This is a genomic window from Halomonas denitrificans (assembly GCF_003056305.1).
Lineage (GTDB): Bacteria > Pseudomonadota > Gammaproteobacteria > Pseudomonadales > Halomonadaceae > Halomonas > Halomonas denitrificans.
On sequence record NZ_PYVX01000001.1, the window covers coordinates 776,168 to 798,684 of the forward strand.

The window sequence follows — 22,517 nt, forward strand, 5'->3', positions numbered from 1 at the left end:
GCGCCCCTGTGCGTTCGGCGGGACCTAGCCTCCCGCCTTTCACGCCGGCATCAGGCGTTGCCGCGCGGCGCGGCGTCGTCCGTCTCTGCGGACGTGTCGTCGTCCCGCTGCGGCGTGCGCTGCAACCGGGCGGAGACCGCGGCGATCATCGCGTAGAAGGTCGGCACGAAGAGGCTGCCGAGGATCGCCACCGAGGCCATGCCGATCGCCACCGTGGTGCCGATATGGTGGCTGCTGGTGTCGCTCGCCCCGGTGGCGAGCATCAGCGGCAGGGTGCCGAAGATGAACGCCAGGGAGGTCATGACGATCGGCCGGAAGCGCAGCTCCGCCGCCGTGATCGCCGCCTCGCGGATCGACTTGCCCATCTCCCGGCGCTGCAGCTCGGCGAACTCGACAATAAGGATCGCGTTCTTGGCCGCCAGGCCCACCACCACCAGGATGCCGATCTGCACGTAGACGCTGGTGTCCAGGCCGCGCAGGAAGATGCCGCCGATCCCGCCCAAGAGGGCGAAGGGCGTGGCGGTCAGCACCGCCAGCGGCAGCGACCAGCTTTCGTACTGGGCGGCGAGGATCAGGAATACCATCAGCAGGCCGAAGACGATGGCCAGCGTCGCCGCGCTGCCCGCCTGGCTCTCCTGGTAGGCGGTTCCGGTCCAGCCCATGCCCCAGCCGTCGCCGAGCTCTTCCGCGACGATCTCCTCCATGGCGGCGAGTGCCTCTCCCGAGCTGTAGCCCGGCGCCGGGCCGCCCTGGAACTGGGCGCCGGTGTAGACGCCGAAGCGGGTCACCACCGCCGGTGCGGTCTGGCGTTCGAGGGTCACGAACTCGGAGAGCGGGATGCGCTCGCCGTTGCCGCCGCGCACGAAGACGTTGGCGACATCCGAGGGCGTCTTGCGGAACTCCTCCTGGTTCTGCAGATAGACCTGGAAGTTGCGGTTCTGATAGCTGAAGAAGTTGACGAAGCCGTTGCCGAAGGTATTGGACAGGGTGGCATTCAGGTCGGTCAGGCTGACCCCGTAGCTCAACGCCTTCTGCTGGTCGATCTCGGCGCGGAAGGACGGCACGTTGACGTTGAAGGTGGTGAACACCTGCTTCAGCGCCGGATGCTCGCCGGCCGCCTGCATCACCTTGAGCGACGCCTGGAAGAGCTCCTGGGGCGAGGCGCCCTCGAAGGACTGCAGGTAGCCGGTGAAGCCACCGGTGGTCGAGAGCCCCATGATCGGCGGCATGTTGAAGGCCATGGCCGAGCCGCCCTCGATCTGGGCGCCGAGCTGCATGATGCGACCGATCAGGTCGGTGGCAGTCAGCTCGCGCTCCGCCCAGGGGTCCATGGTCACGAACATGATCCCGCGGGCCGTGTTCACCGAGCTCGACAGGATGTCGTAGCCGGCCACCGCCGAGGAGAAGCGCACCCCCGGGATCTCCTCGATGGCCGCGCTGAGCTCACCCATGTACTCCCGGGTCCGCGACAGCGAGGCGGAGTCCGGCAGCTGCACGGCGGTGAGCACGATCCCCTGGTCGGTCTCCGGCACCAGGGTCGAGGGCGTGGCCTGATAGAGCCACCAGGAGCCGCCCATTACCAGGCCGGTCAGCAGCAGCGCCAGCCCCCAGAAGCGCACCAGCTTCTTGACCACCCACATGTAGACCGCGGTGATGCCCGCGAACAGGCGATCGAACAGGCGCAGCGGCGTGCGCAGCGCGCGGCTCAGGGTCGTCTCCCGGCGGTGCAGGTCGTGCTTGATGAAGATCGCCGAGAGCGCCGGGGTGAAGGTCAGCGCCATCAGCGCCGAGAAGCCCACCGAGATGGCGATGGTCAGCGCGAACTGCTGGTAGATCTGCCCGGTGAAGCCGCCCAGGAAAGCCACCGGAACGAACACCGCCGCCATGATCAGCGAGGTGGCGATGACCGGCCCGCCAACCTCCTTCATGGCCTGGATCGTCGCCTGACGTACGGTGATCTCCTCGTCCTCGCCGAGCACCCGCTCGACGTTCTCCACCACCAGGATGGCGTCGTCCACCACGATGCCGATGGAGAGCACCAGGGCGAACAGCGTCAGCAGGTTGATGGTGAAGCCGAAGGCGTAGAAGCCAGCGAAGGTGGCCAGCACCGAGACCGGCACCACCGACATGGCGATCACCGTGAAGCGCCAGTTCTGCAGGAAGATGAACAGGATGACGCCGACGATCAGGAAGGCCTCGATGAAGGTGTGGAAGACCGTCTCCACGGAGGCGTCGATGAACTGGGTGGTGTCGTAGGGCACCACATATTCGAGCCCCGGCGGGAAGCGGTCCCCCAGTTCCGCCATCACGTCCTCGACTGCCTTGGCGGTCTCCAGGGCGTTGGCGCCGGGCTGCTGGTTGATGATGATCGGCGCCATGGTGCCGCCGTTGAGCCGGGCCTCCACACCGTAGAACGAGGCGCCAAGCTCGATACGCGCCACGTCGGCCAGGCGCAGCGCCGAGCCGTCCGGGTTGGTACGCAGGAAGATCTCGCGGAAGTCGTCAGCGCTGGAAAGGCGCCCCCCGGCGGTGATGGTGTAGGTGAAGGCGCGCGGCTGTGACTGCGGCGTGGCGGCCAGGCTGCCCGCCGGCACCTCGGTGTTCTGGGCGCGAATGGCCGCGGCGACCTCGGTGGGCGTCAGGTCGTACTGCGCCAGCCGGTCCGGATCCATCCATACGCGCATGGCGAACTCGCCGCCACCCAGCACCTCGGCGTCGCCGACCCCCGGCACCTGGCGCAGCTCGTCCAGGACGTTGAGGGTGGCGTAGTTCTGCAGGTAGATGCGGTCGTAGTCCTCGTCCGGCGAGGTCAGCGCCACCAGCATCAGGATCGAGCTGGAGCTCAGTTCCACCGTCACGCCCTGGGCCTGCACCGCCTCGGGTAGCTGCGACAGCGCGCCCTGTACCCGGTTGTTGACGTTGATGGTGTTGATGTCGCCGTCGGTGCCGATATTGAAGGCCACCTGCAGCTGCATCGAGCCGTTGTCGGCGCTGGTCGAGGTCATGTAGAGCATGTCCTCGACGCCGTTGATGGCTTCCGCGAGGGGTGCCGCCACGGTCTGCGCCATGGTCTCGGCGTCGGCCCCGGGGAAGGTGGCGTTGACCGAGACCGTGGGCGGCACCACGCTCGGGTACTGCTCGATGGGCAGCACCCGCATGCTCATCAGCCCGATCAGCGTCAGGATGATCGCCAGCACCGTCGCGAAGATCGGGCGCTTGATGAAGAAATTGGAGAAGTTCATGGGCCGGCGTCTCCCTCAGCGTCGGCCGTGGGCATGGCGCTCGCCTCTGCGCCCTGCTCACCCTGCTCAGCGGCCTCCTCGGCGGGCTTTCCCGAGTTCTGCCCGATGCCTTCGAAGGGCTGCGGCGCGATGGTCGTGCCGGGCTGCAGGCCGGCAGGGTCGCCCACCACTACCCGCTCGCCGGGCTCGACGCCGCTGCGCAGGATCTGCCAGGGGCCGGCGATCTCGCCGAGCTGCACGGTGCGCGCCCGGGCCTTGTTCTCCTCGTCGAGCACGAAGACCTGGGGGCCCATGAGGCCCTGGGTCAGCGCGATCTCAGGCACCGCCATCACGTCGAAGCGCTTCATGCCCTCGAGGTGCACGCGGACGAACTGGCCGGGCAGCACCCGGGCATCGGGATTGGCGAAGGTCGCGGTGGCCTGCACGGTGCTGGTGGCCTCGTCGACTCGCGAGCCGAGGAAGTCCAGGTGTCCCTCGAGGCGCTCGCCCGCGCCGTCGACGCCTCCCGGCAGGTCGAGCCAGGCGGTGATCGCATCGATGGGCTGGTCGCGCAGCTGCTGACGCAGCGCGAAGGCGTCTTCCTGGGGCAGCTGGAAGCGAACCTCCAGCGGGTCCAGCGGCGTGATGGTGGCGAGCTGGGTGCCCGGCTGCACTAGGTTGCCCAGGTTGACCTCGCTCAGCCCGATCATGCCGGCCACCGGCGCGGTCACGTCGGCATAGCCGAGGTCGATGCGCGCGCTGGCCAGCGCCGCCTCGGCCTGGGAGACCGAGGCGCGCGCCACGTTCAGGTCGGCCTGGGCCTGGTCGACCTGCTGGCGGCTCACCGAGTTCTGGCTGAGCAGCTGCTGGAAGCGGGCGGCATCGCGCTGGGCGCGGGCGAGCTCGGCGCGGGCGCTCTCGAGGTCGGCCTCGCGCTGGGCCACGGCGGACTCGTAGAGGTCCGGCTCGATGGAGTAGAGGCTCTCGCCCTCCTCCACCATATCGCCCGGCTCGAAGTGGCGCTCCTCGAGGAAGCCGGTGACGCGGGCCACCAGGGTGACCTCGTCGTCGCTGCGCAGCTTGGCGGGGTAAGACTTGGCGAGCGGCAGGTCCTGGCGGGCCATCTCCATGACCGGCTTGGGCGTCGGGGGCGCGTCACTCTGGCCGGACGCCTGCTGCTCGGGAGTCTCTTGCTGGCCGCAGGCGGCGAGTACGAGGCCCGCGGCCAGGGCCACCAGGCCGCCCCGGCCTCGTTTGATGAAGGTTGTCATGGGTGCTTTCCATTAGGCGCGTCGGAGGGGGAATGAATTTTACATTCATCCATGAATGTTTGTAAATTTTCCGGGAGCGATCGCTACTCCTCGAGACGCGGCGGCGCCCCGATCTCCATGACCGCATCCCGCGATCCGGCCGTCTCGGGCAGCGTGAAGGAGACGCTGCCGCCGTCCAGCCAGGCGTTCACCTCCTCGACCGCCGGCACGTCCAGGGTCCCCGACTGCTGGCGCAGGGTCAGCAGGTCGATCACGTAGTCGTAGCGGGCGCTGGCATGCTCGGCGACGGCGTTGTAGAGGTTCTGCTCGGCGTTGAGCACGTCGACGATGTTACGGGTGCCCACCTCGTAGCCGGCGCGGGTCGCGTCCAGCGCGCTCTGGTTGGAGACGATCGCCTGGGCGCGCGCCTCCACGGTGGAGACGTCGTTGCTGACCTGGGTATAGAAGGAGCGCACCTGCTGGACGGTGTCGCGACGCTGGGACTCGAAGTCGTACTGGCTGGCCTCCAGCAGGTAGGTGTTCTGGCGGATGCTGGCCGAGGTGCGCCCGCCGGTGTAGAGCGGCAGGTTGACCCCGACGCCCACCTGGCTGGCCGAGGTGTGGCCCTCGATCGCGTCCCGATCGTCGTCGGCGTAGTTGTAGCTGGCGAAGGCGTTGACCGTCGGCAGGCGATCCGCGCGGGCGATATCGACTCCGCTGCGCGAGACCTCGACCCCGGCCTGGCTGGCCAGCACCCGTGGGTTGTTCTCCATGGCCAGCGCCACCCAGTGGTCGCGATCGCTCGGGGTGGGCGGCGCGATGGGAATCTCCTCGCCCAGCGAGTCGATGCTGGCGTAGCGCTGGCCGGTCAGCCGCTCCAGGGCCTCGAAGCTGACCTGCAGGTTGCTCTGCGCGGTGATGCGCTCGGCCCGCGCCTGGTCGAAGGCCGCCTGGGCCTCCTCCACCTCGGTGATGGCGATCAGCCCCACCTCGAACTGCTCCCGGGCCTGCTCCAGCTGGCGGCCGATCGCCCGCTCCTGGGCGCGCCGCGCCTCGAGCACCTCATAGGCGCGCAGGATCTCGAAGTAGGCCGTGGAGACATCGATCAGCACCTGCTGCTCGGTGGCGGCCAGCCGGTAGAGCTGCTGGTCGATCTCGCGCTCGGCCCGGTCGACCTCCCGCGCGTTGCGGGCATCGAAGAGCGCCTGGGTCGCCTCCAGGGTCAGGCTGGCGCCGTTGTAGTCATCGTCGCCGGCCGGCTGGAACCCGCTAGTCTGGCTCTCGTACTGGCGGTTGTGCGTCAGGTTGCCCGAGACGTCGACCTGGGGCAGCAGGTCGCCCTGCTGGACGTCCCGCCCCGCCTCGACGCCGCTCGTCTGGGCTCGGGCCGAGGCCAGCTCGGCGTTGTTCTGCATGGCATCGCGGGCGATGGTCAGGAGGTCCGCGGCCTGCACCGGGGTGGCGCAGGCCGCGGCCACCAGAGCCGGCAGCAGCGCACGGCGGGCGAGCCGCGTGCCGGTGCAGCGAAGGGAACGGGGACGCATCATCGGTAGATCCTCGGTGTCGTGATGAAGATATTTACATACATTGTCGCATGTTTGTTGATCGAGTCCACCGTCCTCGCCTACGACCAAGGAAACTGGCCGCGGGACGGTGCCGTCCGCTATGCTGCCTTGCAGCAAACGCCATCGGCGGGGCCACCGGGCCGGCCTCCCCCGCTGGCCGGCCGCGACGCGGTCGACACCCTCTCAGGCCCCGCTCAGGAAGCCCGCCCATGGACGCCCTGGAACTCGTCAAGGTGAACACGCTGGAGGTCGCCGTGCGGATCTGGCACCCCGAGGCGCCCCGCACCCTGATCGCCTGGCACGGCCTGGCCCGCCACGGCGGCGACTTCGCCGACTTCGCCCGGGAGCTCGGACCCGAGTGGCGGGTCCTGGCCCCCGACACCCCGGGGCGCGGCCTCTCGAGCTGGTCGTCCACGCCATCCTGCCACTACGTATATGCCCATTACATGACCATAGCAGCCGCGGTCATGGATCATTTCGGCCTCGAGCGCGTGCCCTGGGTCGGCACCTCCATGGGCGGCCTGCTGGGCATGCTGCTGGCCGCCGAGCCGGAGAGCGCGGCACGCATCGAACGGCTGGTGCTCAACGACGTGGGCCCCGAGCTCGCGCCCGAGGGCCTGGCGGAGCTGGCCAGCTACTTCGGCGTACCCCATCGCTTCCTCCACTTCAGCGAGCTCGAGGCCGAGCTCAGGCGCCACTACACCGGCTTCGGCATCGCCGGGGACGACGCCTGGCGCCGCCTGGCGCTGGGCAGCGCCCGCCGGCTGCCCGACGGCAGCTGGACCTACCACTTCGATCCACGCATCGCCGAGCAATTCGTCCATGACACGCCCCGCGACACCTGGGCCGACTGGGCCGCGATCCGCTGCCCGCTGATGGTCGTGCGCGGCCGGCACTCGCCGCTGCTCAAGGCCGAGAGCGTGACGCGCATGGCCGAGGCGCAGCCCGGGCTCGTCAGCCACGAGGTGCCGGGCTGCGGGCACGCGCCGATGCTCGATCGCCGCGACCAGGTCGCGCCCATCGCCGCCTTCCTGGCCTCCTCGCCCGCTGCCGCCGCGACGGCGCGCTTTTCCTGGTGGCAGCGCCTGCTGGCGCGCCTGGGGCGCTAGCCTCGCGGCGCCGAACTCCACGCCGCTAGAGCAGCCAGTCGACGGGCAGCAGCGAGATCAGCGAGACCACGAAGCGCCGCAGCGGCCCCGAATTGGGCTCCACGTCGTGGCGAATCACCTGGCCGTCGCGACGCTCCAGCCAGTAGAGATCGCCCTCGGCGTCCAGGCGCACCTCGTAGGCGTTCTGCGGCACCCCCTTGTCGAAGGCGGCATCGATGCGCTGGGCGAGCTCCGGGTCCTCGATGATGAACCCAAGCTCGGTGTTCAGGTTGGCCGAGCGCGGGTCGAAGTTGAACGACCCCACGAAGACGCGCTCGCCGTCCACGGAGAAGGTCTTGGCGTGCAGGCTCGCACCTGAGCTGCCGAACGGCCCCGCGCTCAGGTTGCGCCCCTGGTGCTGGGCGCCGCGCCTAAGCTCCCAGAGCTCGACCCCCGCCTCGAGCAGCGCCTTGCGCCGCTTGGCGTAGCCGGCATGCACGGCGGCCACGTCGGTGGCCTCCAGAGCGTTGGTCAGCACCTCGACCTCGACCCCGTCGCGCTCCAGGTCGCTAAAGGCCTGGGTGCCGGCCTTGGCCGGCACGAAGTAGGGAGAGACCAGGGCGACGGTGCGCTCGGCGTCGTCGAAGATCAGTGTGAGGTCATGGCTCAGCAGCCCCTGCCCGCTCGCCTCGCCGAGCCCCTTGGCCGGGTCGTCGCTGAGCATGCGCACCGGCGCCCAGGTCAGGCCGAGGTCGTTGGCCAGCAGCTTCTGCACGAGCGCCGTCTGGCTCACGGCCGTCAGGTAGGCATCCGCCTCGGGGTCGCGCATGGCCTCGGCCACCGCCTGCTCGAGCCGGACCCGCCCCTCCGGCCCGACGCTCGGGAGGATGCTCGAGGCGGGATAGGAGGAGCCGCTGCTCCAGTAGCGGTCGAAATCGCGCGAGACGTCGTCGACCACCTCGCCGACGGCCAGCACGTCCAGGTCCGAGAAGGTCACGTCCCCCGTGGCGCCGAAGTACTCGTCGCCGATGTTGCGCCCGCCGATGACCGAGACCTGGTTGTCGGCGGTGAAGGACTTGTTGTGCATCCGCCGGTTGGCTCGGGAGAAGTCGGTCAGGTAGCCGATCCACTTGGGCGTGCGCACCACGAAGGGGTTGAACAGCCGCACCTGGATGTTGGGGTGGCTGGCGAGGGCGGCGAGCTCCTCATCGATCCCCCCGGTGCCGCTGTCGTCGAGCAGCAGGCGCACCCGCACGCCGCGGTCCGCGGCCTCGAGCAGGGCCTCGAAGAGCAGCAGGCCGGTGGTGTCGGGGTGCCAGATGTAGTACTGGACGTCCAGGGTGCGCTCGGCGGCATGCGCCATCACCATGCGCGCCGCGAAGGCGTCGACGGGCTTGTCCAGCGGATAGATGCCGCTCAGGCCGGGGTGGGCGTCGACCGCGGGCGCCAGGGCCTCGCCCAGCGAGGTGTCGCGACTCTGCGCCTCGTCCAGCGCCGAGGATTCGAGCCGTCCCTCCAGATCCGGCAGGGAACAGCCGCCGAGCAGCGCCAGCAGGCCCAGCCACAGGAGGACGCGGGCCAAGGGGTGTGGTGAGGTCATCGTGTCGATCCTGTCAGCCGGTGGAAATCATGCGAGCGACCATAATGGTAGTTGATCGACGCCTCATGGACCCGCTCGCCGCGCCGTCGTCACCGCGTGGAGGGCCGGCGACCGAGCAAAACACGGGTTAAGCTAATATAACACCTCACGGCCTGATACCATCGGAGACCATGACTCGCTCCAACGCCCCGCTGCCATGCCCGAGCCGATGACCGCCCCGGCGACCAAGCCCGTGGACGAGCCCGGCCGGATCGACGCCCAGGGCGAGCGCCTGGCCATCCGCGGCGACTGGACGCTTGCGCACCACGCGAGCCTCAAGCGCCAGGTCGAGCGCCTGGCCAGGGGCCGCGAGCCGTTCGTCCGGGAGCTCGACCTCTCGCCGCTGGCCGCCCTGGACACCGCCGGCGCGGTGCTGCTGATGGAGCTGACCGGCGCCGAGCGTCTCGCCGCGATCGACGACTGGGCGCCGGAGCTACCGGCGACCCGCCGCGCCCTGCTGCGCACGCTCGGCGAGGCCATGGTCGACCGCCCGGCCCCCGCGTCCCCGCCCCGCCGGCCGCTGCGGGAGGGACTGGCGCGGGTCGGCCAGCGCGTCGAGGGTCTCTACCAACAGCAGCGCCAGCTGCTCGGCTTCATCGGCCTGGTGCTCGCCACCCTGGCCGCCACCGCCTGGCGGCCGGGCCGCTGGCGCCTCACCTCGGTGGTCGCCCAACTGCACCAGACCGGCCTCAACGCCCTGCCCATCGTCGCCCTGCTGACCTTCCTGGTGGGCGCCGTGGTGGCCTTCCTCGGCGCCACGGTGCTCCGCGACTTCGGCGCCACCATCTACACGGTCAACCTGGTCGCCTTCGCCTTCCTGCGCGAGTTCGGCGTGCTGCTGGCCGCCATCCTGCTCGCCGGGCGCACCGCCAGCGCCTTCACGGCGCAGCTCGGCGCCATGAAGGCCAACGAGGAGCTCGACGCGGTGCGAACCCTCGGTCTCGACCCGGTCGAGCTGCTGGTGCTGCCGCGGGTGCTGGCGATGATGCTGACGCTGCCGATCCTCACCTTCGTCGGCATGCTCAGCGGCATCCTCGGCGGCGCCCTGATCTGCGCCCTGGCGCTGGACATCTCGCTCTTCCAGTTCGTCGCCATCCTGCAGCGCGACATCCCCCTCAACCACTTCCTGGTCGGCCTGGCCAAGGCGCCGCTGTTCGCCTTCCTGGTGGCGGTGATCGGCTGTCTGGAGGGCTTCAAGGTGAGCGGCAGCGCGCAGTCGGTGGGCGAGCACACCACCTCGAGCGTGGTGCAGTCGATCTTCGTGGTGATCCTGCTCGACGCCGTGGCGGCTCTCTTCTTCATGGAGATGGGTTGGTGAGCGAATCGATGCAGACATCCTGGCCTCAGGAGGCGTGTAACGGTGAGCCGTTGATTCGCGTGCGCGGGCTCTGCAACCGCTTCGGCCGCCACGTCGTCCACGAGGCCCTCGACCTCGACCTCTACCCCGGCGAGATCCTCGGCGTAGTGGGCGGCTCGGGCACCGGCAAGTCGGTACTGCTGCGCAGCATCGTCGGCCTGCTGCGGCCGGCCGAGGGGCGCATCGAGGTCTTCGGCGAGGACCTCCAGCGGCTCTCCCCATCGGCGCGTTCGCGACTGGAGCGCCGCTTCGGGGTGCTCTTCCAGCGCGGCGCGCTCTTCACCTCGCTGACCCTCGAGGAGAACGTCGCCGTGCCGCTGATCGAGCATGCCGGGCTGCCCCGCGCCGACGCCGAGGCCCTGGCCCGGGTCAAGCTGGCCCTGGCCGGGCTTCCCGCCGAGGCCGCATGCCAGTACCCCGCCTCGCTCTCCGGCGGCATGATCAAGCGCGCTGCCCTGGCCCGCGCCCTCGCGCTGGACCCGGAGGTGCTGTTCCTCGACGAGCCGACGGCGGGCCTCGACCCGATCGGCGCGGCGGCCTTCGACCGGCTGCTGCTGACCCTGCGCGACGCCCTGGGCCTGAGCGTCTTCCTGGTCACCCACGACCTCGACACCCTCTATACCGCCTGCGACCGGGTGGCCGTGCTGGCGCAGAAGCGGGTACTGGTCGCCGATCGCCTGGCCACCGTCGAGGCCACCGACGACGCCTGGATCCACGACTACTTCCACGGCCCCCGTGGCCGCGCCGCCCGGCGGGCGGCCCATCCGGTGAAGGAGCCCTGACCATGGAACCCCGCGCCCACCACGTGCTGATCGGGCTGTTCACGGTGATCACCCTGGGCAGCGCCCTGCTGTTCGCCCTGTGGCTCGGCAAGTCGAGCGTCGATCGCGACTACGCCTGGTACGAGATCGCCTTCAACCGCGCCGTCGGCGGCCTCTCCGAGGGCAGTGCGGTGCTCTACAGCGGCATCGAGGTCGGCGACGTGGTGCGACTGCGCCTCGATCCCGAGGACCCGCGCCGGGTGCGGGCGCTGATCCGCGTCGACAGCGAGGTGCCGATCCGCGAGAACACCCGCGCCAGCCTGGCGCTGGCCAACATCACCGGCAGCAAGCACCTGCAGCTCTCCGGCGGCAGCCCCCAGAGCCCGCGCCTCGAGGGCGACCGCGACGATCCCCCGCTGATCCGGGCCGAGCCCTCGCCGCTGAGCTCGCTGCTCTCCGGCAGCGAGGCGCTGTTCGCCAAGCTGGACCGGCTGCTGACCAACGCCAACCGGGTGCTCTCCGCGCAGAACGCCGAGCACCTGACGCGCACCCTGGCCAACCTGGAGACGCTCACGGGCTCGCTGGCCGATCAGCGCGACACCCTCGGCGAGGCGATGACCGGGATCGGGCGCGCCGGCGAGCAGGCGACAGCCACCCTGGAACGCTTCGAGCGCCTCGGCGAGCGGGCCAACCGGCTGCTCGACGACCAGGGCAGCGCCGCGCTCGAGGACGCCGGCGAGGCGATGCGCTCGCTCTCCACCACCGCCGCGCGGCTGGATCGCCTGACCGAGCGCCACGCGGGCTCGCTGGATCGCGGCCTGCAGGGCATCGGTGAGCTCGATCCGGCCATGCGCGAGCTGCACGCCGCACTGCGCACCCTCAACCGGCTACTGCAGCGCCTCGAGGAGAACCCCGCCGAGACCCTGCTCGGCGGCGACGAGATCCAGGAGTTCCGCCCATGAGCCCGTCCCGTCGGCACGCCCGCCGATCCCTCTCACGCCCCTCGCGCCTCGTTCGGCTGCTGCCCCTGTTGCTGGCCGGGCTGCTCGCCGGCTGCAGCGTGCTCCCCGAGGGCGAGCCGGTGCGGCTCTTCACGCTGCCGGAGCCGTCGCTGCCGGCCGCCGTCGAGGCGCCCCTCCCGCTGACCCTGCGGGTCGACACGCCCGGCGCCGGGGCGCCGCTGGACGGCCGGCGCCTGCTGATCAAGCCGAGCCCCGGCGAGTTCCAGGCCTACGCCGGGGCCCGCTGGCGCGACGACGCGCCGCGGCTCGTGCGCGACCACCTGATCGAGGCCCTGCGCCGCAACGGACGCCTGGCCGCGGTGATCGACGAGACCAGTCGGGCACAGGGCGACGCGGCACTGACCGGCCACCTGGGCGCCTTCCACGTCCGCTATCGCGCGGGCAGGCCCGAGGTGGTCGTGCGCCTCGACGCCCAGCTGCTCGACGCCCCCCGCCGCGCGGTGCGGGCGAGCCGACGCTTCGAGGCGGTGGTGGCAAGCGACGGCGATGGCCTCGAGGCGGTGGTCGCCGCCTTCGGCCGCGCCGCCGACCGCCTCGCCGTCGAGGTGGTCGACTGGACCCTGGCCCGGCTGGCCGCCCCCGCCTCCTGAACGCTGCCCCCACATGTCGCATTTCAACCGGAAAACGCCTCCTTTTCGTGCGTTTTCCCGGCCATCTGGGCGCCATTTGCCGACCACAAGCGCTCGATAGAGGGCTTCAATGCGCTGATCTCTTCTCGTTTCATCGACGCGCCGGGGGGAATGGCACGCCGCTCGCACGAGATTCCGGGCAGGACGCCGACCCGCACGGCCAAGGCCGGCGGTGTCACCCACCACCCAAGGGGTAACGCAATGGGACCTCATGTCCGCAAGCGCACCGAATCCGCCTTCTCTCCGGCCACCGCGTTACAGGGCGTCGGCTCCCCGATCCTGCCGGACGCCGCGCGACGACGATTCGGCAGGCTGACCGTCGGCCTGGTGCTGATGGCCAGCCTGGCGGCCTGGCTCCCCGCGCGACGCCTCCAGGCCGAGGTCCCGCCTTCCGGCGACGCCCTTGTCCCCCCTGGCCGGGGCGAGACCCGCGTCGCGGCACGGGCCCGGCCCTTCGCGGGGCGGGCGCGCCGGCACACTCGCAAGGCCGGCGGCCTGAGCGGCACGAGGTGGCGCGATGAAGCCCTCATCGAGCCGGCCCGGCCGCCGCAGCGCCTGGGCGGCCGACGGCAGCGACCGTCCCGGCCCCTCGCCCACTCCGGCCTCACCGTGGCCACGCCCGACGGCCTGCGCCGGGGCCTCGACAGGAGTCACTAGCCGGCCGGATTAGGCGGCCTCCAGCCGCGCCACCGCCCGCTCGACGGCACCGCGGTAGCCAGCGCCGAACAGCAGCAGGTGGTTGAGCAGCGGATAGAGCTGAAACAGCGCCTCGCGCCTCGGCCAGTCGGCCGGGGCGCGGCCGTTCCAGTAGGCCTCGAAGAAGGCCTCGCCTGGCGCGCCGAACAGCGTCAGCATGGCGAGATCCACCTCCGGGTAGTGGCGATAGACCGCCGGGTCGATGATCGCCGGCCCCTTGGGGGTGAAGAGCACGTTGCCCGACCAGAGATCGCCATGCACCAGGCTCGCCGGGGCGTCCGGCAGCCAGGCCTCGAGCCCGTGGGCGATGGCCTCGAGGCGCCGGCGCAGCGCGTCGTCCATGAGGCCGCGCTGCTGGCAGGCCTCGGCCAGGGGCAGCAGGCGCCGCTCGCGCTGGAAGGCACGGCCGTCGACGAGCGGCGCATTGGGCTGGGGCGTGCGGCCGCAGGCGTTGTCGTGCGGCCAGCCGTGGGCGTCGCCGGTATCGGCGTGCAGCGCCCGCAGCCCCTCGCCCAGGCGTGCCGCATCGTTCCCTGCGCGCCCGCGCTCCAGCGCCTCCATCACCAGCCAGCCGTCGCCCTCGGCCAGCACCTCGGGCACGATCAGCGGCGTGTCGGCCTGGCGCAGGGCGCGCAGGCCGTCGGCCTCGCCGGCCAGCCGCGCGGGATCGTCGCGCTTGATCACCACCGCCCCCTGGTCGGTCACGAGGCGCCGGACCTCGGCGATGTCGCCACCACCCAGGGAGACGGGCTCGCCGCGGGGCACCAGGGCCGCCGAGGCCAGCAGTCGTTCGAGGGTTCGCTCCATGGGTCCTGCCTCCTTTGACGTGTCGCCTGCCCCGAGGGTCGCCAGCCCAGCCGACGCTGTCAAAGCACCCGGCGCTGTCAAAGCGCGGGACTGGCGACAAAAAAAACCGCCCCGAGGGGCGGCCAAGAAACACAAGCGGGAGATAACTCGGTGAAACTTCGCGGCGGACTGAGCGGCCGGGGCTTATTCCGGCATCAGCACGCCGTCGATCACGTGGATGACGCCGTTACTCGTCTCGATGTCCGCCTGGATGACGGTGGCATCATCGATCATCACGCTGCCATCCATGGTGGTGATGGTGATGTCCTGGCCCTGCACGGTGGTGGCGCTGTCGGCCGCCATGGCGTCCTCGGCCATGATCTTGCCGGGCACCACGTGGTAGGTGAGCACAGCCTGCAGGGTCTCCTGGTTCTCGGGCTTCAGCAGGTCATCGACGGTGCCCTCGGGCAGCGCGGCGAAGGCCTCGTCGGTGGGGGCGAAGACGGTGAAGGGCCCCTCGCCCTTGAGGGTCTCGACCAGCTCCGCAGCCTTTACGGCGGCGACCAGCGTCTCGAACTGGCCGGCACCCGCGGCGGTGTCGACGATGTCCTTCTTCATGCCGTGATCGCCGGCCTGGACGCCGCCGGCGAGCATCAGGCCCAGCAGGCCGACTCCGAGGGCGCGGGTCATCGGCACGGTGCGGGGGGCTTGAGTGGCGGTGATCGGGGTCTTCATGGGGCACTTCCTCTTGTTTGGCCGCGGACGCGATTCGCCCGGCGGGAGTGACGCTCTCGTCATACTCGTCATGGAACACCCGGTGGAGGCCTCTCCGCCTCAACCTGTACAGAATCTAGACCCTGTATAGCTATTGGACAAGTATTAATTTCATCCCGCCGCCACGGCTGACGCCGCCGGCGCGATATGGCACAACGAGAGGTTCACCTGCCAGAGAGGAGTCACGACCATGTACAAGCTGGCCTTCTTCGTGCCGATGGCCGACGCCGAGGCCGTCAAGGAAGCCGTCTTCGCCACCGGGGCGGGACGCATCGGCGACTACGAGGCGTGCTGCTTCCAGACGCCGGGCACCGGGCAGTTCCGCCCGCTGCCGGGGGCCGACCCGCACATCGGGCATGTCGGCGACCTGGAGCGGGTCGAGGAGCTGAAGGTGGAGCTGGTCTGCGAGGATGCGCTGATCCGCGAGGCGGTGGCCGCCCTGCGACGGGCCCACCCCTACGAGGAGCCGGCCTTCGATGTCTGGCGGCTGGAGACCTGGTGAGCGTCACGCGCCCCCGGGAAGGCCGGCGGCTGGAGACGCGCCGCGGCTCGGCCTATGATGCGAGGCTGCATATTCCGTTCACCCTCAGGAGGTTTCCCCCATGCCCATCGCCATGATCACCGGCGCCACGTCCGGCTTCGGCCGCGCCGCCGCCCGGCGCTTCGCCGAGGCCGGCTGGTCGCTGATCCTCACCGGTCGCCGCCAGGAGCGGCTGGACGCCCTCGAGCAGGAGCTCGGCGAGCGCGTCGAGGTGCTGACCCTGGCCCTGGACGTGCGCGATGCCGAGGCGGTGAAGCGGGCCGTCGAGACACTGCCCGAGGCGTTTCGCGGGGTCACCTGCCTGGTCAACAACGCCGGCCTGGCGCTGGCGCCCCAGCCCTCGCAGCAGGTCGACCTGGCCGACTGGCACACCATGATCGACACCAACGTCACCGGCCTGGTCAACGTCACCCACACCATGCTGCCGCTGCTGATCGCCACCGGCGCCGGGGCCAGCATCATCAACATCGGCTCGGCGGCGGCCAAGTGGCCCTACGCCGGCGGCCACGTCTACGGCGCCACCAAGGCGTTCGTCGAGCAGTTCAGCTACAACCTGCGGTGTGATCTCCAGGGCACCGGCGTGCGGGTCACCGACATCGCCCCGGGGCTCGCCGAGACCGAGTTCACCCTGGTGCGCACCAAGGGCGACGAGGCCGCCTCCGAGGCGCTCTACAGCGACACCACGCCGCTGCAGGCCGAGGACGTCGCCGAGCAGATCGTCCACGTGGCAACGCTGCCCGCGCACATCAACATCAACTTCCTCGAGATCATGCCGACGCGACAGAGCTGGTCACCGACCCATATCGAGCGGGACTGACACACACCGGCCGCGCCCGTGACGCGGGCGCGGCCGGAAATCCGTGTCGCCGGAAGTGAGGCTTCAGACCCTAGGCGCTGCCGAAGTAGCGCTCGCGATCCTCGGCGGTGATGTCGCTGACGTGCAGCGGGAAGGCGGCCTCTTGCCGGTCGGCGAAGAAGTGGCGCAGGGTGCGCTCGATGGTCGGGAAGGCGAGCTCGTCCCAGGGGATCTCGTGCTCCTCGAAGAGCGCCACCTCGAGGCTCTCGGGACCGGCGCCGAAGCCGCCGGCGAGGTCGGCGCGGAAGATCATGTAGACCTGGTCGATGTGCGGCAGGTTGATCAGCGTGTAGAGGCCGTGGATCTCGACCTCGGCGCAGGCCTCCTCGCGGGTCTCCCGGGCCGCCGCCTCGACGGTGGTCTCGGCATTCTCCATGTAGCCCGCCGGCAGGGTCCAGAAGCCCTTGCGCGGGGCGATGGCGCGGCGGCACAGCAGCACCCGGCTGCCGCTCACCGGCAGGGTGCCGGCGACGATGCGCGGGTTCTGGTAGTGGATGGTGCCGCAGGCGTCGCAGCAGTGGCGGGGGCGATCGTCGCCGTCCGGGATCGTGAAGCGCACGGTATGCCCACAGTGACTACAGAAGTTCATGGCGCTCCCTGGCAGGCCGGAGGGCGGCATGACGGCCGCCCGGTCAGGGCTTGACGCCGCTCATGGCGGCCGAGTAGAAGGAATCAAACCCGATGGACGCCCCATGTTAGAGAACCTTCGTGAACGCCTGCAAGCACACCGCCCGCGCCGGATCGGGCTGCGCCTGCCCGAGGCGTCGGTGCTGATCCCCATCGTCGACCGTCCCGAGCCGACCCTGCTGTTCACCCGCCGTGCCGGCCACCTCGCCACCCACAGCGGCCAGGTCGCCTTCCCCGGCGGCAAGCGCGAGCCGGGCGACGCCGACCTGCTGGCCACGGCGCTGCGCGAGTCCGAGGAGGAGATCGCCCTGCCCCCCGATCGGGTGGCGCTGCTCGGGCGGCTCTCGGACGTGCTCTCGCTGCACGGCCTGCGCGTCACGCCCTGGGTGGGGCTGATCCCGCCCGACCTGCCGCTCGTCCCCGATCCCGGCGAACTCGACGCCATCTTCGAGGTGCCGCTCACGCACTTCCTCGAGGATCGACGCACCCACACCGACGTGATCCGCGTGGACGGCCGGGACTACTACGTGCCCAGCTACACCACCGATGGCCACGTGATCTGGGGGCTCTCGGCGATGATGCTGGTGGAGCTGCTCGCCGAGGGCTTCGCCATGCCGATCAGCCTCTTCGAGCGCCCGTCGGGCGACCTGATTCACCTTCCCGAACGCCGAGTCTCCCGCCCATGATGCCGACACGCGACGCCTTCGCCACCGCCCTGCCCCGCGCCCGCCTGGCCGAGCTGGTCGATGCCCTGGTGGAACAGGGCTGGTACGTCGGCGAGGGCTTCATTCCCGCCGAGCTGTGCGCGGCGCTGCACCACGAGCTCGGCGCCATGGCCGACCACGAGGCGCTCGAGGCCGCCGGCATCGGCCGCGGCCAGGAGCACGCCCTGCGCCGGGACATCCGGGGCGACGCCATCCGCTGGCTGGACCGCGAGAGCCAGGCCCGGCGACAGTATCTGGACGCCATGGCCGAGCTGCAGCAGGAGCTCAACCGGGCGCTCTTCCTGGGGCTCTTCGAGTACGAGGCGCACTTCGCCCACTACCCGCCCGGCGCCTTCTACAAACGCCACGTCGACAGCTTCCGCGGCCGTGCCAACCGGGTGGTCTCCACCGTGGGCTACCTGAACCCCGACTGGCCCGAGGACGGCGGCGGCGAGATGGTGATCTTCGCCGCCGACGACCCCAATCGCGAGGTGGCCCGGGTGCGCCCACAGGCCGGCACCTTCGCCTGCTTCCTCTCCGACAGCGTGCCCCACGAGGTGCTGCCGACCCGCCTGCCGCGCTCGAGCATCGCCGGCTGGTTCCGGCGCAACGCCTCGCTCGGCGGCCTGGTGGACCCGGCGCGCTGATGGCGAATGCAGGCGACCGGGGAGAGACCGAGCGGCTCAGGGCGCGCTGCCTGGCGCTGGAAGCGGAAAAAGCGGCGCTGGAAGAGCAGAACGCGGCGCTGGACGCCGAGAAGCGCCACTACCAGTGGCTGGCCGACAGCACCACCGACCTGATCTCCCGCCACGCCCGGGACGGCACCTTCCTGTTCGCCTCGGCGGCGGCCCGGGACCTGCTCGGCTACGCCCCCGAGGAGCTGATCGGCGTCTCCGCCTACGACCTCTTCCACCCCGCGGACCTCGAGGAGCTGCTCACCAAGTCGCCGCGCATCTACTACCACGACGGCTTCTACCAGCAGACCTACCGCTTCCGCGCCAAGGACGGCCACTACGTCTGGTTCGAGACCACCAGCCGCACCCGCCGCGACCCCGCCACCGGGGAACTGCTGGACGTGCTCTGCGTCTCCCGGGACGTCGGCCGGCGCCTGGAGGCCGAGGCCCACCGCGAGCGCCTCGCCCGGGTGGTGGAGTCGACCACCGACTACGTGCTGTTCCTCGACGGCGAGGAGCGCATCTTCACCGCCAACGAGGCGGCCCGACGCCTGCTGGCGCGCCCCGGCCGCGACCGCCCGAGCCGCAACCAGAGAGAGGAGGAGGCCCTGCGCCTCGAGCAGGCCTATACCCCCGAGTCGCTGGCCGTGCTGCGCGAGGTCGTGCTGCCCGCCGTGGCGCGCTACGGCTCCTGGAGCGGCGAGCTCGCGATGTGCGGTCCCCGTGGCCCCGTGCCGGTGCTCAGCGTGGTGATGGCCCACCGCGGCCCCGCCGCCGAACCCGACCATCTCTCGCTGATCAACCGCGACATCGGCCTGCGCAAGGCCGCCGAGGCCCAGGAGCGGCGCCACCAGGCGCAGATCGCCCACGCCAACCGCCTGGCCACCACCGGCGAGCTCGCCTCCAACATCGCGCATGAGCTCAACCAGCCGCTGGGTGCCATCGCCAACTACGCCAGCGGCGCGCTGATGCGCCTCGAGGCCGACCCGACGGGCCCGGCCGGCGAGCTGGCGGTGCCGCTCGAGCGGATCAGCGAGCAGGTCCAGCGCCTCGCCGAGCGGCTGCGCCACATCCGCACCTTCGTGCGCAAGGGCCAGACCCGGCCGCGGCCCGTGGCGCTGGAGGAGGTCGTGAAGGCCGCCTGCCGGCTCTGCGACTGGCAGTTCCGGCAGGCCGGGATCGCGCTGGACGCCGCGCTGCCAGAGAGCCTGCCCCGGGTACAGGCCGACCCCGTGGCGCTGGAGCAGGTGCTGGTCAACCTGCTGTTGAACGCCCTGGAGGCGAGCCGCCCCCACCCCGGCGCCGACCGGGTGACGCTCAGCGCCCGGCAGAGCGGCCCGCGGGAGGTGCGCTTCACGATCAGTGATCGCGGCCCCGGCGTGCCCGAGGCCGAGCGCGAGCGAATCTTCGCGCCCTTCCACTCGGGGCGCCCCGAGGGCCTCGGCATGGGGCTCGCCATCAGCCACTCGCTGATGGAGGCCATGGGCGGCCGGCTCGTCCTGGCCCCGGCCGGCGGTTCCGGCGGCGCCACCTTTGCCGGTACACTGCTCGCCGAACCCGGGCCGCTGCCGTCGGCCCGCTGAGCGCCTTCTTTCATCCCACTGTCTTCGTTCATCCCCCCGGAGGGGCCCGTGCCCGACAAGCCCTGTATCGCCGTGGTCGACGACGACCAGGCCCTGCGCGACTCCCTCACCTGGCTGCTCGACTCGGTGGGCCTTGCGACCCTGGCCTACGGCGACGGCGAGGCGCTGCTCGATGCCGAGCCGGGGCGCCACGACGTCATCCTGCTCGACGTGCGCATGCCCGGCCTCTCCGGCCTGCAGGTGCAGCAGCGGCTGGGCGAGCGCGGCGACGACACCCCGGTGATCTTCATGACCGGCCACGGCGACGTGCCCATGGCCGTGCAGGCGCTCAAGGCGGGCGCCTGCGACTTCATCGAGAAGCCCTTCAACCATCAGCAGCTGATCGACACCGTGCAGCAGGCCCTGGCCCAGCACCGCCGCCACCGCGAGACGCAGGATCGCCTCGAGGCGCTGCGCGAGCGCTACGCTGCCCTGCGGCCCAAGGAGCGCCAGATACTCGTGCACGTGGCCGAGGGGCTGACCAGCCGCGAGATCGCCGCCCTGCTCGGCATCAGCGCCAAGACGGTGGAGGTCTATCGCCTGCGCGCCATGAAGGCGCTGGGCGCCGCCAACCTGGCCGAGCTGGTGCGCCTGTGCGTGGCACTGGAGCTGGTCGCCCCGCTGCCGGACGCGCCCTCGCCCTCCTGACCTCACTGGCCTGCTTTGCCCCTGCCTGAAGAGCACCCTCTCTCCTGCTGCCCCCCTCTCCTTCTCAGCCCCGCGGCTCGGCGTGCCCTTGGCCGGCGGCCTGGCGACGCCCTCTCGAGCCTCTAGACTGCAAGAAACGCCGCCCGCCCGGGTGGCGGCAGCGACGCGACCCGCGTCAGGGGGGAGGTCGAGATGAACAGGACGGACGTCAGGACCCTTCAGCGGTTCCTCGCGAAGGGCGGCAGCTACCGGGGCAAGATCGACGGCCTGCGCGGCCCGAAGACCCGCGCCGCGGTGAACGCCACCCTCGAAGCCCACGCCGACCGGCTGCCGGCGGGCGCCGAAGCCTGGAGCGACCGACGACGCGCCGTCGCCTGCCTGCAGGTCGCCTGTCGCCTGAAGAAGATCGAGGTCGGCCCCATCGACGGCCTGTGGGGCCCGCAGACCGAGCACGCGGCCGAGGTGCTGGCCACCATCCAGGCGACCGGCCAGCCCCCCGCCCCCTGGCGGGATCAAGAGCCGCTCGACGCCAACCCCAACGGCTGGGTCCGCGAGGCGGAGCTCCACCAGGCGCTCGGCTCGCCGACCCGCAGGCCGCCGATGGTGGTGGTCCCCTGCCCCTGGCAGCTCTGCCTCGCCTGGGACCTCGGTACCCATCCGAGCGGGATCGGCTGCCACGAGCGGGTGGCGGAGAGTCTGGCGCGCATCCTCGTGAGAGTGAACGATCACTACGGTCCCGAGCGGCTCAGGGAGCTGGGGCTGCACCGCTACGGCGGCTGCTACAACAAGCGGCGCAAGCGCGGCGGCACCGCCTGGTCGACCCACGCCTGGGGCATCGCCATCGACTGGGATCCCGCCCACAACAAGCTCAAGTGGGGACGCGACCGCGCCCGCCTGGCGCGGCCGGAATACGACACCTGGTGGCGGCTCTGGGAGGAAGAGGGCTGGGTCAGCCTCGGCCGCACGCGCAACTTTGACTGGATGCACGTGCAGGCGGCCAAGCTGTGAGCCGCGACGCGGCTCAGTCGCGCAGGATGGTCATGCGGCGCGTCTCGTCCTCGGGGAAGACGCGGCCGCTCTTCAGCGCGGCGAACAGGTGCAGGAACACCACGCCGGGCTCGCCGAAGACCTCCCCCGAGCGGAAGTAGGAGTGCCCCTTGGGGAAGTCGTAGCGGGTGTTGATCTCGTCGCAGTCCACGGCGAACACGTTGCGCCCCACCTTCTCCATGTCCTCGGGGCCGGAGTGGCCGAGGCGCCGCGAGGCGATGCGGTTGCGCAGGTTCGAGGCCTTGCTGGCCCGCAGCGCCAGGTCGTCGGAAGCGAAGTAGACGGTGACGTTGCGCGAGGCGTGGGTGATGGGCTCGCCAGCGCGCCCCTCCTCCAGGGACTCGTTGACGATATCGGCGGCGATCAGGAAGGTGTTGCGAAACAGCAGCGGCACGCCGCCCGGCAGGTAGTACTTGCGCCACAGCCGCAGCGTCTCGCGCAGCACCCGGTTGCCCATGGAGTGGGCCAGCACGTTGATGCGCTTGAGGCAGGGCGCGGGGTCCGTCGCGAACTGATCGCCCTCGCGCCAGTCGAGGAAGCGCTGCAGCACCCGGGCGAAGGAGAAGGCGCTGAGGTCGGCCGACTCCTGGTCGTCCCAATAGTCCTTGACGATGCCGAGGTCGTTGTCGCAGGGCCAGATCAGCGGCACCACCAGCACCTCGCCGGGGTCGTTGGCATCGCAGAGGTCCTGGAACTCGCGGGCCGCGGCGAACACGTCCTCGGGCAGGTTGGAGAAGCCGTGGAGGTAGATCAGCACCTGCCGCGCCTTCGACTCCTTGAGACGCTGCAGGAAGGCCGTGCTGCCGACCTCCAGGTACAGCCCCGCGCCGATCTCCTCGCAGTAGTACACGGAGTTGCTCGCCGCGTTGTTCTTGAGGTCGAAATCGAAGGGGCGGTTCGCCCGGGTGCGGATGCTCTGGGTGGGGAAGCGATTGGTGATGAAGAGCATGAAGGGCCACCTCGCGGTGAGCGGCAGGCGTCCCTGCCCGGTACCTTCAAGCTAGCACAGC

General features: G+C 70.8%; 21 protein-coding genes. 13 read left to right on the forward strand and 8 right to left on the reverse strand.

Annotated features, from left to right (window positions below; genetic code table 11):
* Positions 1-50: 50 nt before the first annotated feature.
* The 3 genes from C9F13_RS03490 to C9F13_RS03500 form a co-directional block, all read right to left on the reverse strand.
* Positions 51-3,242, reverse strand: a complete 3,192-nt coding sequence (locus C9F13_RS03490) for an efflux RND transporter permease subunit (protein WP_108444817.1) — start codon at positions 3,240-3,242, stop codon at positions 51-53.
* Positions 3,239-4,492 (reverse strand): efflux RND transporter periplasmic adaptor subunit, encoded by a 1,254-nt coding sequence (locus C9F13_RS03495; protein WP_108444818.1) that lies wholly within the window; start codon positions 4,490-4,492, stop codon positions 3,239-3,241. Before C9F13_RS03495 ends, C9F13_RS03490 begins: the two co-directional genes overlap by 4 nt.
* An 83-nt stretch (positions 4,493-4,575) precedes the next feature.
* Positions 4,576-6,018 (reverse strand): TolC family outer membrane protein, encoded by a 1,443-nt coding sequence (locus C9F13_RS03500; RefSeq protein WP_245888694.1) that lies wholly within the window; start codon positions 6,016-6,018, stop codon positions 4,576-4,578.
* A gap of 227 nt (positions 6,019-6,245) precedes the next feature.
* Between C9F13_RS03500 and C9F13_RS03505 the strand changes: the two genes are divergently transcribed.
* Positions 6,246-7,145 (forward strand): alpha/beta fold hydrolase, encoded by a 900-nt coding sequence (locus C9F13_RS03505; protein WP_108444819.1) that lies wholly within the window; start codon positions 6,246-6,248, stop codon positions 7,143-7,145.
* A gap of 25 nt (positions 7,146-7,170) precedes the next feature.
* Here the strand turns inward: C9F13_RS03505 and C9F13_RS03510 are convergent, their stop codons facing one another.
* The gene (locus tag C9F13_RS03510; RefSeq protein WP_108444820.1) at positions 7,171-8,724 is read right to left on the reverse strand and encodes a phospholipase D family protein; all 1,554 of its coding nucleotides are present in this window, start codon (positions 8,722-8,724) and stop codon (positions 7,171-7,173) included.
* 196 nt (positions 8,725-8,920) lie between these two features.
* Here C9F13_RS03510 and C9F13_RS03515 point away from each other — a divergent pair, with 196 nt between their 5' ends.
* The 5 genes from C9F13_RS03515 (at position 8,921) to C9F13_RS03535 (ending at position 13,189) form a co-directional block, all read left to right on the forward strand.
* Positions 8,921-10,081, forward strand: a complete 1,161-nt coding sequence (locus C9F13_RS03515) for an ABC transporter permease (RefSeq protein ID WP_425432860.1) — start codon at positions 8,921-8,923, stop codon at positions 10,079-10,081.
* Between the two features lie 8 nt (positions 10,082-10,089).
* Positions 10,090-10,902 (forward strand): ABC transporter ATP-binding protein, encoded by an 813-nt coding sequence (locus C9F13_RS03520; RefSeq protein WP_108445341.1) that lies wholly within the window; start codon positions 10,090-10,092, stop codon positions 10,900-10,902.
* A gap of 2 nt (positions 10,903-10,904) precedes the next feature.
* Entirely contained in the window at positions 10,905-11,843 is a 939-nt protein-coding gene (locus tag C9F13_RS03525; RefSeq protein WP_108444821.1) for an MlaD family protein, read from the forward strand.
* The gene (locus tag C9F13_RS03530) at positions 11,840-12,493 is read left to right on the forward strand and encodes an ABC-type transport auxiliary lipoprotein family protein (protein ID WP_108444822.1); all 654 of its coding nucleotides are present in this window, start codon (positions 11,840-11,842) and stop codon (positions 12,491-12,493) included. The genes C9F13_RS03525 and C9F13_RS03530 overlap by 4 nt, the downstream gene beginning before the upstream one ends.
* 240 nt (positions 12,494-12,733) lie before the next feature.
* Positions 12,734-13,189: a hypothetical protein gene (locus C9F13_RS03535; RefSeq protein WP_108444823.1), complete on the forward strand. Its 456-nt coding sequence runs from the start codon at positions 12,734-12,736 to the stop codon at positions 13,187-13,189.
* Positions 13,190-13,198: 9 nt separating this feature from the next.
* Here the strand turns inward: C9F13_RS03535 and C9F13_RS03540 are convergent, their stop codons facing one another.
* Together C9F13_RS03540 and C9F13_RS03545 are read right to left on the reverse strand one after the other, a co-directional pair.
* Positions 13,199-14,035, reverse strand: a complete 837-nt coding sequence (locus tag C9F13_RS03540) for a fructosamine kinase family protein (protein WP_108444824.1) — start codon at positions 14,033-14,035, stop codon at positions 13,199-13,201.
* A gap of 183 nt (positions 14,036-14,218) precedes the next feature.
* On the reverse strand, positions 14,219-14,749 hold the full coding sequence (locus C9F13_RS03545; protein ID WP_245888695.1) for a fasciclin domain-containing protein: 531 nt from the start codon (positions 14,747-14,749) through the stop codon (positions 14,219-14,221).
* A gap of 229 nt (positions 14,750-14,978) precedes the next feature.
* Here C9F13_RS03545 and C9F13_RS03550 point away from each other — a divergent pair, with 229 nt between their 5' ends.
* Together C9F13_RS03550 and C9F13_RS03555 are read left to right on the forward strand one after the other, a co-directional pair.
* Positions 14,979-15,290: a YqfO family protein gene (locus tag C9F13_RS03550; RefSeq protein ID WP_108444825.1), complete on the forward strand. Its 312-nt coding sequence runs from the start codon at positions 14,979-14,981 to the stop codon at positions 15,288-15,290.
* Between the two features lie 100 nt (positions 15,291-15,390).
* Positions 15,391-16,146 (forward strand): SDR family NAD(P)-dependent oxidoreductase, encoded by a 756-nt coding sequence (locus tag C9F13_RS03555; RefSeq protein WP_108444826.1) that lies wholly within the window; start codon positions 15,391-15,393, stop codon positions 16,144-16,146.
* A gap of 70 nt (positions 16,147-16,216) precedes the next feature.
* Here the strand turns inward: C9F13_RS03555 and C9F13_RS03560 are convergent, their stop codons facing one another.
* Positions 16,217-16,774: an NUDIX hydrolase gene (locus C9F13_RS03560; RefSeq protein ID WP_108444827.1), complete on the reverse strand. Its 558-nt coding sequence runs from the start codon at positions 16,772-16,774 to the stop codon at positions 16,217-16,219.
* A gap of 103 nt (positions 16,775-16,877) precedes the next feature.
* Between C9F13_RS03560 and C9F13_RS03565 the strand changes: the two genes are divergently transcribed.
* The 5 genes from C9F13_RS03565 to C9F13_RS03585 all read left to right on the forward strand — a co-directional run bounded on the left by C9F13_RS03565 (position 16,878) and on the right by C9F13_RS03585 (position 21,468).
* The gene (locus C9F13_RS03565) at positions 16,878-17,498 is read left to right on the forward strand and encodes a CoA pyrophosphatase (RefSeq protein ID WP_108444828.1); all 621 of its coding nucleotides are present in this window, start codon (positions 16,878-16,880) and stop codon (positions 17,496-17,498) included.
* Complete coding sequence (locus C9F13_RS03570) at positions 17,495-18,163, forward strand: 2OG-Fe(II) oxygenase (RefSeq protein ID WP_108444829.1); 669 nt, start codon at positions 17,495-17,497, stop codon at positions 18,161-18,163. The genes C9F13_RS03565 and C9F13_RS03570 overlap by 4 nt, the downstream gene beginning before the upstream one ends.
* Positions 18,163-19,773, forward strand: a complete 1,611-nt coding sequence (locus tag C9F13_RS03575; protein ID WP_108444830.1) for a PAS domain-containing sensor histidine kinase — start codon at positions 18,163-18,165, stop codon at positions 19,771-19,773. The genes C9F13_RS03570 and C9F13_RS03575 overlap by 1 nt, the downstream gene beginning before the upstream one ends.
* A gap of 48 nt (positions 19,774-19,821) precedes the next feature.
* The gene (locus C9F13_RS03580; RefSeq protein WP_108444831.1) at positions 19,822-20,460 is read left to right on the forward strand and encodes a response regulator transcription factor; all 639 of its coding nucleotides are present in this window, start codon (positions 19,822-19,824) and stop codon (positions 20,458-20,460) included.
* Between the two features lie 192 nt (positions 20,461-20,652).
* On the forward strand, positions 20,653-21,468 hold the full coding sequence (locus C9F13_RS03585; RefSeq protein WP_108444832.1) for a peptidoglycan-binding protein: 816 nt from the start codon (positions 20,653-20,655) through the stop codon (positions 21,466-21,468).
* Positions 21,469-21,481: 13 nt separating this feature from the next.
* On the opposite strand, the gene C9F13_RS03590 is transcribed toward C9F13_RS03585, so the two are convergent.
* Positions 21,482-22,456, reverse strand: coding sequence for an alpha/beta hydrolase (locus tag C9F13_RS03590; RefSeq protein ID WP_108444833.1), 975 nt, complete (start codon positions 22,454-22,456; stop codon positions 21,482-21,484).
* Between the last annotated feature and the right edge of the window lie 61 nt (positions 22,457-22,517).

What these genes read in the sequence shown, in the direction of transcription:
- C9F13_RS03490 (WP_108444817.1), bottom strand. Translation starts at nt 3,242, where the DNA reads ATGAACTTCTCCAATTTCTTCATCAAGCGCCCGATCTTCGCGACGGTG.
- C9F13_RS03495 (WP_108444818.1), bottom strand. Translation starts at nt 4,492, where the DNA reads ATGACAACCTTCATCAAACGAGGCCGGGGCGGCCTGGTGGCCCTGGCC.
- C9F13_RS03500 (WP_245888694.1), bottom strand. Translation starts at nt 6,018, where the DNA reads ATGATGCGTCCCCGTTCCCTTCGCTGCACCGGCACGCGGCTCGCCCGC.
- C9F13_RS03505 (WP_108444819.1), top strand. Translation starts at nt 6,246, where the DNA reads ATGGACGCCCTGGAACTCGTCAAGGTGAACACGCTGGAGGTCGCCGTG.
- C9F13_RS03510 (WP_108444820.1), bottom strand. Translation starts at nt 8,724, where the DNA reads ATGACCTCACCACACCCCTTGGCCCGCGTCCTCCTGTGGCTGGGCCTG.
- C9F13_RS03515 (WP_425432860.1), top strand. Translation starts at nt 8,921, where the DNA reads ATGCCCGAGCCGATGACCGCCCCGGCGACCAAGCCCGTGGACGAGCCC.
- C9F13_RS03520 (WP_108445341.1), top strand. Translation starts at nt 10,090, where the DNA reads ATGCAGACATCCTGGCCTCAGGAGGCGTGTAACGGTGAGCCGTTGATT.
- C9F13_RS03525 (WP_108444821.1), top strand. Translation starts at nt 10,905, where the DNA reads ATGGAACCCCGCGCCCACCACGTGCTGATCGGGCTGTTCACGGTGATC.
- C9F13_RS03530 (WP_108444822.1), top strand. Translation starts at nt 11,840, where the DNA reads ATGAGCCCGTCCCGTCGGCACGCCCGCCGATCCCTCTCACGCCCCTCG.
- C9F13_RS03535 (WP_108444823.1), top strand. Translation starts at nt 12,734, where the DNA reads ATGGGACCTCATGTCCGCAAGCGCACCGAATCCGCCTTCTCTCCGGCC.
- C9F13_RS03540 (WP_108444824.1), bottom strand. Translation starts at nt 14,035, where the DNA reads ATGGAGCGAACCCTCGAACGACTGCTGGCCTCGGCGGCCCTGGTGCCC.
- C9F13_RS03545 (WP_245888695.1), bottom strand. Translation starts at nt 14,749, where the DNA reads ATGAAGACCCCGATCACCGCCACTCAAGCCCCCCGCACCGTGCCGATG.
- C9F13_RS03550 (WP_108444825.1), top strand. Translation starts at nt 14,979, where the DNA reads ATGTACAAGCTGGCCTTCTTCGTGCCGATGGCCGACGCCGAGGCCGTC.
- C9F13_RS03555 (WP_108444826.1), top strand. Translation starts at nt 15,391, where the DNA reads ATGCCCATCGCCATGATCACCGGCGCCACGTCCGGCTTCGGCCGCGCC.
- C9F13_RS03560 (WP_108444827.1), bottom strand. Translation starts at nt 16,774, where the DNA reads ATGAACTTCTGTAGTCACTGTGGGCATACCGTGCGCTTCACGATCCCG.
- C9F13_RS03565 (WP_108444828.1), top strand. Translation starts at nt 16,878, where the DNA reads ATGTTAGAGAACCTTCGTGAACGCCTGCAAGCACACCGCCCGCGCCGG.
- C9F13_RS03570 (WP_108444829.1), top strand. Translation starts at nt 17,495, where the DNA reads ATGATGCCGACACGCGACGCCTTCGCCACCGCCCTGCCCCGCGCCCGC.
- C9F13_RS03575 (WP_108444830.1), top strand. Translation starts at nt 18,163, where the DNA reads ATGGCGAATGCAGGCGACCGGGGAGAGACCGAGCGGCTCAGGGCGCGC.
- C9F13_RS03585 (WP_108444832.1), top strand. Translation starts at nt 20,653, where the DNA reads ATGAACAGGACGGACGTCAGGACCCTTCAGCGGTTCCTCGCGAAGGGC.
- C9F13_RS03590 (WP_108444833.1), bottom strand. Translation starts at nt 22,456, where the DNA reads ATGCTCTTCATCACCAATCGCTTCCCCACCCAGAGCATCCGCACCCGG.